This window comes from Subtercola boreus, from assembly GCF_003399635.1.
Taxonomy (GTDB): domain Bacteria; phylum Actinomycetota; class Actinomycetes; order Actinomycetales; family Microbacteriaceae; genus Subtercola; species Subtercola boreus_B.
In genome coordinates, this window is the sequence record NZ_NBXB01000041.1 from 114,812 (window position 1) to 132,352 (window position 17,541).

A 17,541-nucleotide genomic window follows, 5' to 3' on the forward strand; every position below is an offset into this window, starting at 1 on the left:
TGGCGGGGCGGGGCGGGCGGGGTGGGCTCGGGGCGGGCGGGGCGCGTGGATGCCGGCGTGCGGGAGGAGGCGCCCGGGCGCGGGCGGGCCGGGTTAGGGCTCGAGCGCCTGCAGGGCCTGCTCGATGACCGTTGCGGCGTCGTCGATGAGGGCCTCGCTGATGACGACGCTCGGCAGGAAGCGTAGAACGCTGTCCCAGCTGCCCGCATCCAGAACGATCACGCCATTCGAGGTCGCGTGCGCGATGACCGCCGAGAGCGCCTCGGGGTTCGGCTTGCGGGTGCCCGGATGCACGAGCTCGACGCCGAACATGGCGCCCTTGCCGCGCACCTCACCGACGACCGAGAACTTCTCGGCCCAGTCGCCGATGCGGGCGAAGAAGGCTCGCTCGACGCGCTTCGCCTCCTCGATCAGGTTCTCGCTCTCGATGAGGTCGAACACCGCGAGGGCCGCTGCGGTCGAGACCGGGTTGCCGCCGAAGGTGCCGCCGATGCCGCCGGGCTGCACGGCATCCATGATCTCGGCCCGGCCGGTGACCGCAGCCAGCGGGAAGCCGCCGGCGATCCCCTTCGCGCTCGTCACCAGGTCGGGCACGACGTTGTGGTGCTCGATCGCGTACCAGGCGCCCGATCGAGCGATACCGGCCTGGATCTCGTCGGAGACGAAGACGATGCCGTTCTCGGTGCAGAAGGCGCTGAGTGTCTCGAAGAAACCTTCCGCCGGGATCACGATGCCGCCGTCGCCCTGGATGGGCTCGACGAAGAGGGCTGCCAGTTCGGTCGCGCCGATGTGGGTGGTGATGTAGTCGATGGTGCGCTCGGCAGCCTCGACCCCCGTCATACCGTCGGGGTCGCGGAACGGGTAGCTCGTCGGAACACTGTAGATCTCCCCCGGGAACGGCCCCATCCCGGCGCGCTCCGGCCACGGCCGGTAGGTCATCGCCATGGTGAGGTTCGTGCGACCGTGGAAGGCGTGGTCGAGAGCGGCGATCGCGCGGCGACCGGTGTACTTTCGGGCGATCTTGACGGCGTTCTCGACAGCCTCTGCGCCCGAGTTCACGAGGATGGATCGCTTCTCGAAGTCGCCGGGCGTGATCTCGGCGAGCTTCTCTGCGACGAGCAGGTAGTTCGCGTACGGCGTCACGGTGAACAGCGTGTGGGTGAGCTTGCTCGCCTGCGCCGCCGCGGCGGCAGCGATGGCCGGGTGGGCGTGACCGATGGTGGTGACGCCGATCCCGCAACCCAGGTCGATGATCTGGTTGCCGTCGACGTCGACGAGGATCGCGCCCGACCCGTGGTCCATGTAGATGTCGGCGAGCGTTCCGGCGCCGCGCGACACCGTCTTCAGGCGGCGAGCGTGGAGTTCTTTCGATTTCGGACCGGGGAGCTCGGTGACGATCTTGCGTTCCTGGGACACGGTGAAGGGAGAGGAGGCCATGCTTCGAGCTTAGATCGTGTCAAGCCTCTGACCGGTTCGCCCTGCGGGCGCGGAGAACCGACACCAGCACCGAGACGAGGGTGATCACGAGGATGCCGCCGATGACCACGTCGATGTACCGGGTGACGACATCGGCGACGCCCGGGATGTGCCCGAGGAAGTATCCGAGCAGCACGATCAGCAGAGTCCAGCCCACCCCGCCGATCGCGTTGTAGAGGAGAAACTTGCGGTAGTGCATCCTGCCGACACCCGCGGCGACCGGTGCGAAGGTGCGCACGACCGCGATGAACCGGGCGAGGATGACGGCGGCACCGCCGTACTTCGTGAAGAACGCCTGGGTGCGCTCGACGCTCTTCGTACTGAAGATTCCCGAGCTCTTGCGCTCGAAAATGCGCGGCCCCGTCCGGTAGCCGATCAGGTAGCCGAGCTGGTCGCCGAGCACGGCCGAGATCGAGATGACGATCACCACAAGCCAGATCGGAACCGGGATCACGCCCGTGAACGTCAGCAGCCCCGTGAAGAAGAGCAGGGTGTCGCCGGGCAGCACGAACCCGATCAGCAGCCCGGTCTCGGCGAAGATGATCGCGCAGACCACCACGAGCGCCCAGGGGCCGGTGTTCTGGATGACCGTGTTGGGGTCGATCGGATTCACCCCGGCGAATGGGGTGGAGGCGGCGAGCGCGTGGAGAGCGCCCGTCACGAAGGAAGTGGAGGTCACGCGGTGTTTTCCTGACTGGACGCTGTTGCGGACACGGGGTTGGTGGAGGCCGTGTTGGTGGAGGCCGTGTTGGTGGAGGCCGTGTTGGTGGAGGCCGGGTTGGTGGAGGCCGGGTTGGTGGGGAGGGCGCTGGCGGGGACGGAGCCGGAGGACCCGGGGATCGTGGCTACGACGCTGAGCCCGCGCGGCTGACGGTTCGTTATCGTCACAGCGCCGCCCGCCGAGGTGACGAGTGCCTGCACGATCGACAGCCCGAGCCCGGCACCGACGGAACCCGGGCGCGTGCCGCCACGCGATTCGTCCTCGCGCGCGAAGCGGTCGAAGGCGAGCGGCAGAAAGTCCGGAGCCATTCCCGGCCCGGTGTCCGTGATCTCGAGGGTCAGCGCCCGGGCGGAGCACGCGAGGCTCGCCCTGACGGTTCCCGGCCGCCCGGTCTGCGACTGCCCGGTCTCCGACGGGCCTTGCGACTGCCCGCCTGCCGCCCCGCTCACTGCCGCCCCGCTCACTGCCACCTCGCTCGCTGTCGCCTCATTCATGGCCACGATCGCGTTGCCGAGCAGGTTGTCGACGATGCGCCCGAAGTTGCGCCGGGAGAGTTCGAACGGGGCCACCTCTTCGTGGTCGCCGACGTCGTAGTCCACGAGGATGCCCGATCCGATGCTCACCAGCCTCGCCCGGTCGATCGCGTCAGCCAGTTCTTCGGCGAGATCGTCGAACGAGGTGGTCTCCCGGGCCGTCATCCCCTCGATGCGCGTGAGCTCCAGCAGGCTCGCGGCAAGCGCGGAGAGTCTCTGCACCGTTCGCTCCGCCGACTCGATCTCGCCCAGCAGCGCCGACGCGTCCCCCGTGCAGAGGTGGGCCAGCTCGAGCTGCGTCTGCAGGATGGCGATCGGGGTCCGGAGTTCGTGGCTCGCGTCGGACACCAGCTGCTTCTCGCGGTCCGCAGAGGCGCGGAGCTGGGTGATGAGGTCGTTGAGTGTGTTCGCGAGATAGAAGAGTTCATCGTGCGCAGGCCCCACGGGAAGAAGTTCGACGGAGGCGGTTCCCCTCAGCCGTTCTGCGGTGCGCCGCATCGCCGCGACGGGGCGGAGCGCCGCGCTGGCGAGCAACCAGGACCCGACACCGAACAGGAGGGTAAGGATGACGAGGCCCCACGCGAGCGCACGCGTGAGGTTGTCGAGAGACAGTGCCGATGCGGCCTCGTTGCGCGCCGTCACGACGCTCCAGGTGCCGTCGGGCGCCGGGATCTGCCGGGCGAGCACCAGGTAACGCGCGGCGGGGGTGCGCACATCCTGAACCGCGGACCCGGCCGCGGCAAGGCTGATGAGGCTCGGACCGAGCTCGGCCGGGAGGGATGACTGCATCACCCGTCCGCTCGGATCGATCACCGCGACCAGTTGCCCCTGGGCGGGGGTGTCGAGGTTCGACGTTCTGCCGTCGGCGATCTCCTGCTGGTACTGCGCGACGTCGCCCTGCAACAGCATCACCGACGAACTGCGGAGGATCGAGTCGACCTGCCGGTGCACCACGACGGCGGTTCCCGCGAAGAAGACTCCCGCGATGATGAGCGTGCCGACGGTCAGCCGCACCCTGATGGAGAGTCGCCGGATCAGTCTCACACCGTCACCGCCAGCTCATCCGGCCACGTCACTCACTTGCCACCTCGAGCCCGTACCCCACCCCTCGGCGGGTGGCGATCGAGACATCGGAGCCGAGCGGATCGAGCTTGCGGCGCAGATAGCTCACATACTGGTCGACCACGTTCGCATCGATGTGCTCGGTGCGACCCCACACCTCATCGAGGATCTCCGTGCGACTCATGGTGACTCCCGGCCGCCCGGCGAGCAGTCGCAGCAGATCGAATTCCTTCGGGCTGAGCGTGAGCGTCGCGTCGCCGACGATCGCCTTGCGGTTGTGACTGTCGACCACGAGCGAACCCACCGTGAGGGAGAGCTGGGGGCCGACGCTCTCGCGTCGTAGCAGGGCCCGGATGCGCGCCGTCAGTTCGACGAACGCGAACGGCTTCGTGAGGTAGTCGTCGGCACCGGCGTCGAGACCCTTCACCCGGTCGTCGACGTCGTCACGGGCGGTGAGCAGCAGAATCGGCACGGTCGAGTTCTGTTCGCGCATGTGCCTGCAGAACTCGAAACCGGACATCCCGGGGAGCATGACATCGACGATCGCCGCCGAGTATGTGCCCGCGCTCACGGAAATCAGGCCGTCGACACCGTTCGCCACCCGGTCGACGTCGTACCCTTCAGCAGCCAGCCCCTTGGCGAGCAGGCGCCCCATCTCGTCTTCGTCTTCGACAATCAGCAATCTCACGAATCACCTCTCCGTTCTGATTATGCTGGCACGCTCTCAGGGAAGCGGTGATCAGGGCAGGAAAAGATGTGGAAACTCACACGGCCTTCCAGATTGGGGCCACGGGCACGACGAAATGGCCCACGACCAGATGGCCCCTGCCGGGCACGATGGCCATGATCATTCCGGCCATGACCACATGGGGCACGGCAGTCACGGCCGGAACCGACCGAACCGGTGCTCAGCCGAGCCGCACCCGCCACGGGTCGGCCCGCGACCCCGCGCCGAGGATCGTCGCGGGCACGATGACCTGCTCGGCATCGAGGATGTGCGGTCGAAGCTGGGCGGCCCACCCGCGACTGAGCCCGGGCGGCAGGTAACCGACCTTCTGAGACCCGTAGTAGAACAGCAGCTCCACGCGCACGGCGTTCGAATCGAACGGATTGTTGGGTTCGAGCTCGAGTGACGCGAAGAGGGGTTCGCCGGGCTCAGACAGCGCCGCGCGCGCCTCGACCACAGCGAGGATGCCCGCTTGGTGGAAGTCGGTGGCGTACACCTCGAACGGATGCTCGATCTCGACCTCGACCGCGGAGACCGGTTCGCCCACCGGAACCTCGAGCAGCTCCGAGCGCAGCAGTGCGTCCTCGCGGCCGAGGGCAGCCGACGCGCGGAACGAGATCAGCGCAGCGCCGAGGAACGTGAACGTGGCGAGCCAGCCGATGTGAGGAAGGAACAGCGAGAAGAACGCCGCCACCAGCAACGCACCGCGGAACCAGCCGGGCCACGTCGCTGGGCTGAGCATGGAGCTCCGGATCCGTCTACTTCTCGGAGATCTCGTGGGCCAGCTTTGCGAGCGTGATGTCGTCGACCTCGACGTCTGCCTGTTCGAAGCGTTCGCGCAGGTTGTGCAGCACGATCGCAAGACTCTGGCCCGAGTGATCCTGCCGCGTCTGAGCGAGAATGCCGGTGATCTTCTGCTCGTTGGTCGCGTCGTCGCTGCCCGCCATGATGGGCGCGCTCTGTTCACCGTTGTCAGCCATACCTCCCATCCTCCCACAGCCACAGATCTGCCAGCGCGGTCTTGCTTTCGATCGACCCTCGGCTCTGGAATAGGAACATGACTCAGCAGAGCGTCCGTGATTCGGGCCGGCGCACCCCTTCCTCCGACCGGCTCCGCCAGGTGCTGGTGGCGATCGGTGCGGTCGTCGCGGTCGTCGGTTCCTTCATCGGATCGGGCGCCGCGGGCGGCACCCCCATCGCGCAGGCGGCTGGCGGCGCGCTCAGCGCTGACGCCACCCTGCTCGCACCGGCGGGCGGCGCCTTCTCGATCTGGAGCGTCATCTACCTGGGCCTCGTGGGGTACGCCATCTGGCAGTTCCTGCCTGCCCAGCGAGCGGATGACCGCCAGCGCCGACTCGGTTACCCGGTGCTGCTCACGCTGGTGCTGAACGCTGCCTGGATCCTGAGCGTGCAGGCCGGCCTGCTCGCCCTCAGCGCGGTGGTCATCCTGCTGTTGCTCGTGTCGCTCTGCTGGGCCTACGGCCGGGCGATAGCGACGCGTGGTCTCGGCCGCCGTTCGGCTCTCGGCACCCTGCTCGTTGACGGCACGCTCGGCCTCTACCTCGGTTGGGTCAGCGTGGCGACGGCCGCGAACATCACCTCGTTCCTGCAGTTTGCCGGCTTCACCGGTTTCGGATGGTCGCCCGAGGGCTGGGCGATCGCGATCGTCGGCGTGGCAGGCCTGGTCGGCGTGCTCGTCGCCGTCTGGAGCAGAGGGAGCATCTCCGCGATGTTGTCCCTGGCCTGGGGGCTCGTCTGGATCGAGGTGTCGCGCGTCTCCGGCGCCCTCCCGTCGCGGCCCGTCGCAATGGCAGCCTTCGGGGCGGCGGCGGTCGTGGTGGTCGCGACGCTCGTCGCGCGCATCGTGGCCGAGCGCGGCAGGCGGGCGGAGGCCGCCCGGTAGCGCTGGCGCTGGATGGGCAGCGGCCCGCCAGCGGGCGTATGTCACAATCGTGAGGTGACCAGCCCGGAACGTTCAACGAGCAGGAACATACGGGCGGCCACGCTTCTGGTCGTCGCCGCGGCCGTCTGCTTCGGAACCACCGGAACCGCCCATGCCCTGGGCGCGGGAGACGCGAGCGCCCTCTCCCTGGGGTCGGCGCGGATCGTCTTCGGTGGGGCCCTGCTCGCGCTCGTCGCGCTCACCGTCGTTCTGCGGTCCCGCTCGGTGCGGAACTCCCTCGCGCTGAATTCCTCGCGGCGGAACTCCCTCGCACTGAATTCTTCGCGGCGGAACTCCTCCATGCGGAACCTTTCCCTGCCCGACCCTTCCGCGCCGGATCGCTCGCCGCGAACGTCGCGCCTCGAACCGCTCGCTTCGGCCCGGCGCGGCAGTATCCCGGTACATGCCGTCCCCGCGCTTTTGCTGGTCGTCGTCGGCGCCGTCGGCGTCGCCGCCTACCAACCGAACTTCTTCACCGGCACCCACGAGAACGGCGTCGCCGACGGCACGCTTGTGGCACTCGGCTCCGCTCCCGTGCTCACCGGACTGCTCGAATGGGGCGTGCGGCGGAGGGCTCCGGGGGTGCGCTGGGGCCTTGCCGCGGTGGTCGCAGCGGCGGGCGTGGCCGTGCTGTCGGGCATCCTCAGCCCGGGCCAGGCGGAGAGCGGAGCATCCGGACCCGTGACGACCCTCGGGCTGCTCGGGTCTCTCGGAGCCGGAGCCTCCTACGCCGTCTACGCGCTGAGCAGCAAACTGCTGCTCGACCGCGGTTGGCTGCCAACGGTCGTCATGGGCACGACGTTCGGCGTTGCGGCGCTGTTCATGACACCCGTACTCGTCACCTCAGATCTGTCGTGGCTGGGCCGCACGGGTGGACTCGTGACCACTGCCTGGCTCGCGGTCGTGACGGTCGCCCTCGCATACACGCTCTTCGCGCGGGGGCTCCGCTCCCTGCCCTCTTCCCGCGTCGCCACCCTCACCCTGGTTGAGCCGCTGACCGCCACCATGCTCGGAGTGCTGCTGTTGAGCGAACAGTTCACGGCCGCGATCATCGTCGGGCTCCTGCTTCTCACCGCCGGCATCCTCATCCTCACCCTCGACCGTCGACCTCCTCGAATCATTAAGTGACAATTATTCACTGAATGCCGGAAATTGCGCTACTCTTCGTGAGATCCCTTCTGAAGAGGGGTGACGATGGAGGAAACGCAGTGACGCATGCACCGGTCGACGACCGCAATCGATCCCACACGGCCGCTTCACGCAGGGCTGTCGGTCGACGGATGCTCGCCAACGGCGGAGTGATCCAGGTCGGAGCGATCGGGCAGTACGGCCGCGCGAACAGCGATGGATCGTCCACGGCGTTCTCGGGAACGGCCAGCTCCGCACCCGGACTCATCGGCACTCCGGCCGGAACCGTCACCCCGAGCGGATCGATCGGAATCCCGACGCCCGGAAGCGGCGCGATCATCACGGTCGGCAGCCCTCTGGTAGATCCGGTTGCCCTGAAAGGCGACTTCATCGAGCTCGCTGCTTCTGCCAGTCAGACCTCCGGGGGTACTCAGGCGGCGCAGTACCGACTGGGCAGCTTCGCCGTCGTGGTGGGCGGCCGACTCGTCGCGACACCCCTCTCGACCATCCGACCCGCGATCGACTCGCTGATCGCGGCGATGACGACCGCGGGCGTCACCCCTCCGGCGAACCCGTTCCCCGCCGACTTCTCCGTGCACCTGACAACGGCCGACCTGCAGGCCGCAGGTCTCGGCAACGACCTCAACAACCTGCCGCCCGACACCGACCTGACACAGTACATCCCTCTGGCCGTCACGAACCAGATCCTTCACGAATCGAATGACTTTCTCGCCACCGCCAGCGCCTCCGTTGCCGGGGTCCCCGTCGGAATGCAGCCCGCCCTGGTGCTCGCGATCTCGACAGCGCAGGATATCATCGGCCCCGTCGGCGCCACGCTGGGCAGCCCGTTCCAGGGGCCGCTCGGAATCGCCCTGCGGGGCTCGGCGCAACTCGTGGTGAACCACCGCGAGACACGCAACGGCGCGCTGACAGAGACCGCGCTCCGCGTGGGCCTCGGGTCGGCAGGCTCACTGGCGGCGGTGGATCTCGCAAGCGCATCCGTCGGCCCGAACGCCGGTGCGACGGTTCAGCCGACCACCGCGCCGACCCCCGGCACCACGGCCGGCTCCGGCGGTGCAGGCACGACCGGCACGGGCACAGGCGCAAGCACAAGAGCCACCCTTGCGCACACCGGGGCGCCCCTGGAGACGCAACTGGTGCCCTGGGCCACCCTCGCGCTCGCTCTGCTCGTCGCGGGCTACGCCGCCTTCACCGTGACCGGATGTCGACGCCAGAGGGACTCAGCCTCCGGCGAATGATGTGGCGGCAGGGCACTCCTTCTCCCGGAGGCCCTGCCGTCGAAGACTCACGCTGAACAGGAACGGCGTGAGGATGGCCTCGCGCGGCTCGCACCAGCGACCGCGCGGGGCCTCTGTCTGTGCGCCGCCGCTCCCTCATCACACCCGCGGCGGCCAGCACCCGCGAGCCACGTCACGGCACCTGCGGCGAGTCGCCCCTACCCGACAACCGCCACCTGCGGCACGGATCTCCCACCTCACCCCACGACGGCAGGCCGCCCACACCACGTCCGCTCGGACTCGCATACGCTCAGGTGCCGGCGGCCGGCACCACCGGAGCGTTCGCAGCGGCCGCCGCGGCGGCGATCGCGGAGAGCAGCAGGGGCACGTCCAACGGAGGCACGGGCAGGGCCGTCCAGCCCCACGGCGAGACCCAGTGGATGTCCGGATGCGCCTCGACGTGATCGAGGAGCCCGAGGGTGAAGTCGCCGGGCACGCCAAAGAGTCGATCGGCGCCGAGTTCGACGAGCCGGTCGAGGAGGTAGTCGACGACCGTGTACCGCTCGGGGCGGTACCGCTCGGGGCTGTCGTCGCTCATACGCGTATGCAACCAGAAGCCACGCCCTCAGCAAACAGCGGAACCGGCCGGGGCCCTCTCAGCGAAGGCGGCTTCCATCGCAGCGATGACGGTGTCGATGTCGACGCGCGGCGGCTGGGTCGACCGCGGCACCCGCGCGTCCCGCTGAGCCAGGGGGCCGGATGCTCGCGCGGGACTCTCCTGCCGAACCGGGCCGCGGGCACCCCGCACGGCGCCACTCACGGCGAGAACGATCGCCACGGTTGCCGCCACGGCGGCGAGCGCGACCAGCACGGCGATCGAGCAGAGCAGCACGGCGAGTGCGGCGTCTCGGGTGAGCAGCAGGGCGGTCACGGTCCAGGCAGTGACGAGCATCGTGTCGTCTCCGTTCGGGCCGCCTCGGGCAGCGTCCCACTCTCGACACGAGGCAGCGCGCCCGGCAGACGACAGGCCGCCGGGCGCTCTCACCGGCGACTCATAAGTCGCTCACACCCGGCCCAGCCCAGCCCTGCCCTCCCGGCCGCCCCGTCCGCTCAGCCCGGCGACCCCGCCACATCCGCGGCCGCCAGCGCACGCACCTTGTCGAGCTTGCCCTCGAACGAGCATTCGAGCAGCTGCTCGACATCCGGGTCCGTGTCGACATCGTCGATCATCCGGAGCCCCACCATCGTGTTGATCAGCATGCCCTCGGCGAGGAACCCGCGCACCTCTTGGGGACTGAACCCCGCCACGTCGCGGAGGTACCGGTAGACCTTCATGAAACCCTCCCGGCCCACCCGCCCGATGACCGGGTCCCTGCCCAGGACGAAAGCGTGCATGAGCGAGAGGAGGAGGCCGCGGTCTTCGAGCTGGTCGACGTAGGCGGCGCCGAGGCGGCCCGCCAATGTCGACTCGTCGGAGCTATCGGTGTCGCCAGAGTCGCCGGGCGGCGTCTCGACCACCTCGGCGAACGCCGCGAGCAGCCGGTCGAGCGCCTGCTCGATCACCGCGAGGAACAGCTGCTCCTTCGTACCGAAGGTCTGCACCACGTACGGCTGGCTGACCCCGGCTGCCCGGGCGATCTGGGCTGTCGTCGCTCCGACGTAGCCGTAGTCTCCGAAGACCTGCATGGCCGCCTGAAGGATCGACCCGCGCCGGTCTTCCCCGCGCATGCGGGTGAGCGGTGGATGCCCGGCCGAAGCAGCTCCGATAGTCATGTTTGACATGTTATCAGTCGATAGGTAAAGTCATGAGTTATCAAGCGATAACAAATCCCCTGCCACCGACACCGAATCGAGAACCGGCCATGACCGCCGACACCAGCACCGCCCCTGCTACACCGGCCGGCTCTCGCGCCGGCAACGCCGGCAACGCCCGCCGCGCCACGGGCCACCGCCTCATCCCCATCTGGCTCGCGGTCGTCGCGGCCTCCCTGCCGATGTTCATGGCCACGCTCGACAACCTCATCATGACGAGCGCGCTGCCGGTCATCCGCACCGATCTCAACGCCTCGATCGGCGAACTGCAGTGGTTCGTGAACGCCTACACGCTCTCCTTCGCGACCTTCATGCTGATGGCCGTGGCCCTCGGCGACCGGCTCGGCCGCCGCTCCGTCTTCGTTTTCGGTATCGCCCTGTTCACCCTCGCGAGCGCGTTCTCGGCGCTCAGCACCGACCCGTGGATGCTCATTGTGGGCCGCGCGTTCCAGGGCGTCGGTGCCGCCGCACTGATGCCCCTCTCCCTGACCCTCCTCGTCGGTTCGGTCAGCACCAGGCTCCGACCGCTCGCGATCGGCATCTGGGGCGGAGTCTCCGGCCTCGGGGTCGCACTCGGCCCGCTGATCGGCGGGGCCGTCATCGAGGGATTCAACTGGGAGGCGATCTTCTGGTTGAACGTTCCGATCGGCATCATCTCCGTGCCTCTCGCGCTACTGGCGCTGCCGAACACGTTCGGGGCGCGCCTGCGGGCCGACGTGCTGGGCCTCGCCCTCGTCGGGCTCGGGGTGCTCGGAATCGTCTACGGGATCGTGCGCGGCAACGACGCGGGCTGGTCGAGCCTCGAAGTGGTCGGATCCCTCGCCCTCGGTGCGGTGCTGCTCGCGGCGTTCATCGTGTGGGAGTCCCGCACATCCGCTCCCCTGCTGCCTCTCCGCCTTTTTCACGACCGCAGCTTCAGCATCGCCAACGTCGTCGGCGTGGTCTTCAGCTTCGGCATCTTCGGATCGGTCTTCATCCTCATCCAGTTCCTGCAGATCGTGCAGGGTCACAGCCCGCTCGAAGCCGGCCTGATGACGATGCCCTGGACTATGGCGCCCCTCGTCGTCGCCCCGCTCACCGGTCTCATCACGCCCCGGATCGGAACACGGGCACCGATCGTGGCCGGTCTCGCACTCCAGGCCGCGGGCATCATCTGGCTGTCGGCGATCCTGTCTGCCGACGCGAGCTACGCCTCGATGATCGGACCGTTCCTCTTCGCCGGCATCGGAATGGGCCTCGTCTTCGCCCCGTCCTCTACCGCTGTGCTCGTCAACATGGTTCCCGCCGACCAGGCCAAGGCCTCCGGCACCAACTCGACGCTGCGGGAGATCGGGGTGGCTCTCGGCATCGCCGTGCTGACCGCGGTCTTCACCGGTGCGGGCGGGCAGCTCACGCCCACGGGCTACGTCGACGCCGCCATCCCCGCGGTCTTCGTGGGTGGCGCGGCGCTGGCCGCGGCCGCTCTGCTCGCGCTGCTGCTCCCGTCGGGCCGCGCCGGCAGCGGCTCTTTCGTGGAGCTCAGATGAGCCAGTGGGCCACCCCGTAGATGGCCACGATCACCAATCCCCAGGCCGGCACCACGTACAACCCGGCCCCCGGCAAAGACGTCGAACTGAAAGACCTGAAGCCCGGCGCGACAGTCGCTGTTCGCGGCCTGAACGTCGGCTTCGACATCCGGGTCGCCGACCTGGGCGTCTACGACTACACGCTGACCGGCGCCCCGGATGCCCAGCAGATGGTCACGAAGCCGACAACGACCTTCGCCTCGAAAGTTCCGCTCGTGCAGCCCGGCGGTCGCCTCGGCGGCGTTCTCGGCGGGGAGGCGATCGAACTCTCGGCTGGCGCCACCAACTGCACGAGCCAGCGCCAGGCGCAGAACCAGATCCACGGCTCCCTGCTCGTGCCGCCGAACCCGACCAACCCCACCCCCATCGGCGGCTGAGTCGCGTCCAACCCAGCGCCACCCCGGCGGGGGCGGTCCCTCCCCCGGGCCGCCCCCACTTCGCGCGCGCACGTCGAACCGCCCCCGTTTGTCGCTTCCGCCTGCGCGCGCGGTGGCGAAAGCGACAAAGAGTAGCGGGCGCCGGGCGGGGCGGGCGGCGCGGGGGCGCGGGCCGGGCCAGGGGGCGCGGGCGGCGCGGGCCGGGCCGGGGGCGCGGGCGGCGCGGGCGCCGGGCGGGGCGGGGGCGCGGGGGGCGGCGCGTCAGCCCGCGAAGCGGTCGGTCGCCTCGAGGAGGGCATCGAGGATGCCCGGCTCGTCGAAGGCGTGGCCGGCGTCGGGCACGAGGGTGAACGACGCCTCCGGCCACGCCTCGTGCAGGTCCCACGCCGTGACCGCGGGCGTACACAGGTCGTAGCGGCCCTGGATGATCGCCCCGGGGATACCGCTCAGCAGCCCGGCATTCGCGATGAGCTGCCCCTCGTCGAGCCAGCCGCCGTTCAGGAAGTAGTGGTTCTCGATGCGCGCGAACGCCAGAGCGTAGAAGGGCTCGGCGAACCGCGCGACGAGTTCCGCGCGCGGCAGCAGCGTGATGGTCGAGGCCTCCCACGTGGACCACGCCACCGCCGCGGGCTCGTGCACCCGCGGATCAGGGTCGTTCAGCAGTCGGTGGTAGGCCCGGATGAGGTGGCCCCGATCATCCGGAACCAACGGCGACGCCGTCACGGGAGCCACGAAGCGCTCCCAGAGGTCGGGCACGATCATCCGCGCGCCGCCTTCGTAGAACCAGTCGAGTTCGAGCTTTCGGAGCGTGAAGATGCCGCGGAGCACCAACTCGGTGACGCGGGTGGGGTGCGTCTGGGCGTAGGCGAGGGCCAGGGTGCTGCCCCACGATCCGCCGAAGACCATCCAGCGCTCGACGCCGAGGCGCACCCGGAGCTTCTCGATGTCGTCGACGAGGTGCCACGTCGTGTTCGAGGCGAGGTGATCGGGCGAGGATGAGGCGTGCGGGATGCTCTGGCCGCAGCCGCGCTGGTCGAAGAGTACGATTCGGTACTTAGCCGGGTCGAAGAGACGGCGGTGCGCGGGGCTCGTGCCGCCGCCCGGCCCGCCGTGCAGGAAGACGACCGGCTTGCCGTCGGGGTTGCCGGAGGTCTCCCAGTAGAGTTCCTGGTCGTCGCCGACCGGCAGGAAGCCGATCTCGTCGGGCTCGATCTCGGGATACAGGGTTCGCTGGGCTGCCATGCTCCGAGCCTACGGGCCGGGCGGAAGCAGGTCCGCCATCCCGGTGACCTCCGGCGGCGGCTCGGCAGCGACCGCGGACGCCGTCGGCGGCTTCGAGCGCCGTTCGTGCACCGTCGAGCCGTCAGCCAGGTAGACCTCGCGCGGCACTCCCGCGTCGGACTGTTTCACCGACGAGATCCAGATGGATTCCGGATGCACGTCATCCCCTGCCCGCACATCTTCTGCCGTGCGGAGCTTCGCCACCCGGTGGATGAGCGTGCCGAACCCGATCTTCACGACGGCGTCCGCAGAGCAGAGGATCACCTGCATCGCCGTCGCCCAGGCCCCTCCGTCACCGAAGATCTGGATCAGGTAGACCAGCGGGTACACCGCCCAGCCGGAGAGAAGCAGGATCGTCGCGTTCCGAAGCAGGGTGGCAGACGCGGGTGTCAGGGTTCCGAACGAGGCCCGCACGGCGCGGATGAGCACCACGGTGGTGACGATCCAGAACACACAGCTGATCGCGCCCCAGAGCAGCAGCGACGAGGTGCCGCCATCCGCTGACTCGCCGGGCATGACGATCGCTCCGAGGAATCCCGTGAAGATCATCAGGAAGGCCGAAGCAGCCGCGATGAGCCTGCCCCGGCGGGCCGCCGAGCCGGTGAAGGACACAACGGTCATCAGCTCGATCGTCAGCAGGGGCACCGTGACAGACCAGTCCATGTACCGCGCGGCATAGGCGACGATCGCCGTGCCGTTCGGAATGTAAGTGGCACCCACACGGTCGTAGCCGCCCATGAACCCCGTCAGCACGATGACGTACGACAGAGTGGCCGCGCCGGTCACCGCGAGGCGTGCGACGGTCGCCGGACGGAAGCGCGCCCCCACCTCCCGCTGCGTGAACACGGCCCGGAGGAACCCCGCGAACAGCACGAGCGCCGCAACGACCAGAAAGTAGAGCGTGAGCAGGTACTCGGGCGGGCTGAGCACGGCCGTCCACGGCTCGAATGCAGTGTGGACCATCCCTACGACCGCCCCGCCACGGGCTCTGCGCTGAAGAAGAGGCCGCCGCCACTGTTCGCCGATGCCATCAGTTCCTCGATCCAGAAACGGTTGATCGAGGGGATCCGGCTGCCGTAGAACCGATAGTAGAGCGTGCTGCTGGCGTCGACCCAGATGGAGCTCCGACCGCTGCCCGCATCCGGTGAATCGGTCCAGCTGAACACGAAACTCTCCCGCCGCCGCAGCTTCGCCGTGATGACGATCTGCAGGTGGGTGAGGGCACGGTCGTCGAAAGAAATTTCGATGCTGGGGTTGCCATAAAGCAAAATGCCCATGTTGGGCTCCTCGGTTGTGCCCACCATAGCGGTGCGCCGACGTTTTGCACGATGTTGCACTGAAACTGGTCGATGGGCTCATCGCACCGGGCAGCGGCCGCAGGTCGGCTGGGACGACCGGGCAGCAGCTCGGTCGGGTCGGTCCGGCCCGGCCCGACGGTCAGCGTTCGGTCGGCGAGACCAGCCCCGCCTCGTAGGCGAGAATCACGGCCTGCACCCGGTCTCGCGCCTGAAGTTTCGTCAGCACGCGCCCGACGTGAGACTTGACCGTCGACTCCGAAACCACGAGGCGCGAGGCGATCTCCGTGTTCGTGAGCCCTTCGGCGATGGCCACCAGCACTTCGCGCTCCCGGTCGGTGAGGGCAGAGAGCCGGGCGGCGTGCGGGTGCTCTGCGCGGGCTGCAGGATGCCAGGGACCTCCGCCTGGGGGCGAACCGCCGGTCTCGTTTCCCGCCATGGGCAGGTCGGAACCGAACAGCTCGAGCAGCTGCCGGGTCACGCGGGGCGACACGGCCGCGTCGCCGGATGCCACGGCGCTGATCGCCGCGACGAGCTCGGCAGGGCGGGCATCCTTCAGAAGGAATCCGCTTGCGCCGGCCCGCAGCGCCTCGAAGGCGTATTCGTCGAGATCGAAGGTCGTGAGAATGAGCACACGACTCTCGGGCACCTCACGCACGATCGCCCTGGTCGCCTCGATGCCGTTCATTCCGGGCATCCGGACGTCCATCAGGATCACGTCGGGCCGGAGCGCCGCGGCTTGGCGCACACCGGATGCCCCGTCGGACGCCTCGCCCACCACGACGAACCCGGGCTCGGCCTCGAGCACCATGCGGAACCCCATCCGGAGCAACGCCTGGTCGTCGACGAGCAGGATCCTGATGTCTGTCATGCGCCCTCCCGGGCAGTGCCTGGGGTCGGGGATGTCGCAGCCGACGATCGCTCCGCGGCCGGCCCCGGCTGTCGGGTCTCGGGGATCTTCGCCCGCACCTGCCAGCCGCCGGCGGTGGTCGGGCCCGCTTCGAGGGTGCCGCCGTAGCCGAGTGCCCGCTCGCGCATCCCGACGATGCCGTGGCCGGTACCGATCGAGGTCGCGGCCACCTGGGACTGCCCCTGGTCGGAGACCGTCACGGAGATGTCTGTACGGGAGAAGACCACGGTGACCGTGACATGCTTCGGATCCGGTGCGTAACGCAGGCTGTTCGTGAGCGCCTCCTGCACGATGCGGTACACGGCGAGTTGGATGCCCGGATCGGGGTTGATCTCTCCCATCACCGTGTACACGACCACCATGCCCGCGCTGCGGTACGACGCGATGAGTGCGTCGAGATCGCCGTGGCCCGGCTGCGGCGACAGCGACGTCGGCGCGTCGTTCGGCCCTCGAAAGGACGCAAGATGCTCGAACGACCCCTCGGAAAGAGCACTTTGCGTCCTCTCGGCGGGCGCTTCGGGCGCGGGGGGCGCTGGGACGGGCACGGATGACGCAGGCGCGAGCTGCGACGCACCCGCGGCGAGGGGCTGCGCGAGCACCCCGAGCACCACGCGCATGTCGGCGAGCGCGGTGCGGCCCGTCTCCGCGACCTGGCGGATCGCCTCCTGCGCGCGTGCCGGATCCTGGGCGACCGTGCGGTCCGCTCCGTCGGCGAGCGCCACCATCACGGTGAGGCTGTGCGCCACGATGTCGTGCATCTCGCGGGCGATCCGCGCCCGCTCGGAGGCCGCAGAGAGCAGCGCCTGCTGGTCCCGCTCCCGCCCGAGCTGCGCCGCCCGATCGATCAGCGCCTCGACGTAGCGCTGGCGATTGCCTACGTTGATGCCCACCAGCGTGCCGACCAGCATCAGGAAGATCGACGCGCTCGCCATGGCGGCACCGCCCCAGAAGTCGCCGCCCAGCGCGATCAGATCCGCAATGATGCGAACGACCGACAGCAGCGCGAAGGCGACCAGCGCAGACCGCGACGACACATACACCGCGACTCCGTAGAGCGCGACGAGCGACGGAACCTGGGCCAGCCCCTCGAAGAACGGTGTGACGAGGAGGATCCCGAGACCGGTGGCCACGACCAGCACGAGCGGGTGCCGACGGCGGATGTAGAGGGCCACGAGCATGATCGCCGAGCCGGCCACGACGGCGACGGTCTTCAACGGATCGCCGACCCAGTCCGCCCGGCCCATGACGAGGGAGACCCCCACGATGAGGATCGTCGGAAGCCCGTAGAGCACCACGATCGACCCATCGACGACCCAGGCGTGCCGGGCGAAGAACAGCCGGAACACCCCGGGCGGCTTCGGCAGGGCGAAGTCGTCCAGCCGGGAATCCGGCGCCGGTGCCGGCCGAACGGGCGAACGCCCGGCCACCGTCGCCGTGTCGGGCGGAGTGGCCGGGCGTTCGTCAGGCGTCATGC

The 17,541-nt window shown here is 69.1% G+C and carries 19 protein-coding genes; 5 read left to right on the top strand and 14 right to left on the bottom strand.

Features of this window, described 5'->3' with window-relative positions; genetic code table 11:
- Positions 1-93: 93 nt before the first annotated feature.
- From B7R22_RS15550 to B7R22_RS15575, 6 genes are all read right to left on the bottom strand, one after another.
- Positions 94-1,437: an aminotransferase class III-fold pyridoxal phosphate-dependent enzyme gene (locus tag B7R22_RS15550; RefSeq protein ID WP_116412605.1), complete on the bottom strand. Its 1,344-nt coding sequence runs from the start codon at positions 1,435-1,437 to the stop codon at positions 94-96.
- A 19-nt stretch (positions 1,438-1,456) separates the two neighbouring features.
- Positions 1,457-2,155, bottom strand: a complete 699-nt coding sequence (locus tag B7R22_RS15555) for a DedA family protein (protein WP_253259115.1) — start codon at positions 2,153-2,155, stop codon at positions 1,457-1,459.
- Positions 2,152-3,774: a sensor histidine kinase gene (locus tag B7R22_RS15560; protein WP_147305417.1), complete on the bottom strand. Its 1,623-nt coding sequence runs from the start codon at positions 3,772-3,774 to the stop codon at positions 2,152-2,154. The genes B7R22_RS15555 and B7R22_RS15560 overlap by 4 nt, the downstream gene beginning before the upstream one ends.
- A gap of 28 nt (positions 3,775-3,802) precedes the next feature.
- Positions 3,803-4,480 (bottom strand): response regulator transcription factor, encoded by a 678-nt coding sequence (locus B7R22_RS15565; RefSeq protein ID WP_116412607.1) that lies wholly within the window; start codon positions 4,478-4,480, stop codon positions 3,803-3,805.
- Positions 4,481-4,700: 220 nt separating this feature from the next.
- A complete protein-coding gene (locus B7R22_RS15570) occupies positions 4,701-5,261 on the bottom strand; it encodes a hypothetical protein (protein WP_116412608.1) in 561 nt (186 codons plus the stop codon).
- A 16-nt stretch (positions 5,262-5,277) separates the two neighbouring features.
- Entirely contained in the window at positions 5,278-5,499 is a 222-nt protein-coding gene (locus tag B7R22_RS15575) for a hypothetical protein (protein ID WP_116412609.1), read from the bottom strand.
- Positions 5,500-5,576: 77 nt separating this feature from the next.
- Here B7R22_RS15575 and B7R22_RS15580 point away from each other — a divergent pair, with 77 nt between their 5' ends.
- From B7R22_RS15580 to B7R22_RS15590, 3 genes are all read left to right on the top strand, one after another.
- Positions 5,577-6,422 (top strand): tryptophan-rich sensory protein, encoded by an 846-nt coding sequence (locus B7R22_RS15580; RefSeq protein ID WP_116412610.1) that lies wholly within the window; start codon positions 5,577-5,579, stop codon positions 6,420-6,422.
- 54 nt (positions 6,423-6,476) lie between these two features.
- Positions 6,477-7,589 (top strand): DMT family transporter, encoded by a 1,113-nt coding sequence (locus tag B7R22_RS15585; protein WP_116412611.1) that lies wholly within the window; start codon positions 6,477-6,479, stop codon positions 7,587-7,589.
- Positions 7,590-7,669: 80 nt separating this feature from the next.
- On the top strand, positions 7,670-8,848 hold the full coding sequence (locus B7R22_RS15590) for a choice-of-anchor G family protein (RefSeq protein WP_172582470.1): 1,179 nt from the start codon (positions 7,670-7,672) through the stop codon (positions 8,846-8,848).
- 289 nt (positions 8,849-9,137) lie between these two features.
- On the opposite strand, the gene B7R22_RS20125 is transcribed toward B7R22_RS15590, so the two are convergent.
- From B7R22_RS20125 to B7R22_RS15605, 3 genes are all read right to left on the bottom strand, one after another.
- Positions 9,138-9,425 carry a thiamine pyrophosphate-binding protein gene (locus tag B7R22_RS20125; protein WP_116412613.1) on the bottom strand — a complete coding sequence of 96 codons (288 nt, stop codon included), beginning with the start codon at positions 9,423-9,425 and terminating at the stop codon, positions 9,138-9,140.
- Between the two features lie 27 nt (positions 9,426-9,452).
- Complete coding sequence (locus B7R22_RS15600) at positions 9,453-9,779, bottom strand: hypothetical protein (RefSeq protein WP_116412614.1); 327 nt, start codon at positions 9,777-9,779, stop codon at positions 9,453-9,455.
- Between the two features lie 158 nt (positions 9,780-9,937).
- Positions 9,938-10,600 (bottom strand): TetR/AcrR family transcriptional regulator, encoded by a 663-nt coding sequence (locus B7R22_RS15605; protein WP_216363492.1) that lies wholly within the window; start codon positions 10,598-10,600, stop codon positions 9,938-9,940.
- An 89-nt stretch (positions 10,601-10,689) separates the two neighbouring features.
- Between B7R22_RS15605 and B7R22_RS15610 the strand changes: the two genes are divergently transcribed.
- Entirely contained in the window at positions 10,690-12,165 is a 1,476-nt protein-coding gene (locus B7R22_RS15610) for an MFS transporter (RefSeq protein WP_116412616.1), read from the top strand.
- Between the two features lie 20 nt (positions 12,166-12,185).
- Complete coding sequence (locus B7R22_RS18875) at positions 12,186-12,581, top strand: hypothetical protein (protein ID WP_147305419.1); 396 nt, start codon at positions 12,186-12,188, stop codon at positions 12,579-12,581.
- Between the two features lie 261 nt (positions 12,582-12,842).
- Here B7R22_RS18875 and pip read toward each other — a convergent pair whose 3' ends face one another.
- The 5 genes from pip to B7R22_RS15640 form a co-directional block, all read right to left on the bottom strand.
- A complete protein-coding gene (gene pip, locus B7R22_RS15620; RefSeq protein ID WP_116412618.1) occupies positions 12,843-13,823 on the bottom strand; it encodes a prolyl aminopeptidase in 981 nt (326 codons plus the stop codon).
- A gap of 9 nt (positions 13,824-13,832) precedes the next feature.
- A complete protein-coding gene (locus tag B7R22_RS15625; protein WP_116412619.1) occupies positions 13,833-14,825 on the bottom strand; it encodes a bacteriorhodopsin in 993 nt (330 codons plus the stop codon).
- Between the two features lie 2 nt (positions 14,826-14,827).
- Positions 14,828-15,139: a DUF7882 family protein gene (locus tag B7R22_RS15630; protein WP_116412620.1), complete on the bottom strand. Its 312-nt coding sequence runs from the start codon at positions 15,137-15,139 to the stop codon at positions 14,828-14,830.
- Positions 15,140-15,299: 160 nt separating this feature from the next.
- Positions 15,300-16,028: a response regulator gene (locus B7R22_RS15635; RefSeq protein WP_116412621.1), complete on the bottom strand. Its 729-nt coding sequence runs from the start codon at positions 16,026-16,028 to the stop codon at positions 15,300-15,302.
- Positions 16,025-17,539, bottom strand: a complete 1,515-nt coding sequence (locus B7R22_RS15640; protein WP_172582471.1) for a sensor histidine kinase — start codon at positions 17,537-17,539, stop codon at positions 16,025-16,027. The genes B7R22_RS15635 and B7R22_RS15640 overlap by 4 nt, the downstream gene beginning before the upstream one ends.
- Positions 17,540-17,541 lie beyond the last annotated feature (2 nt).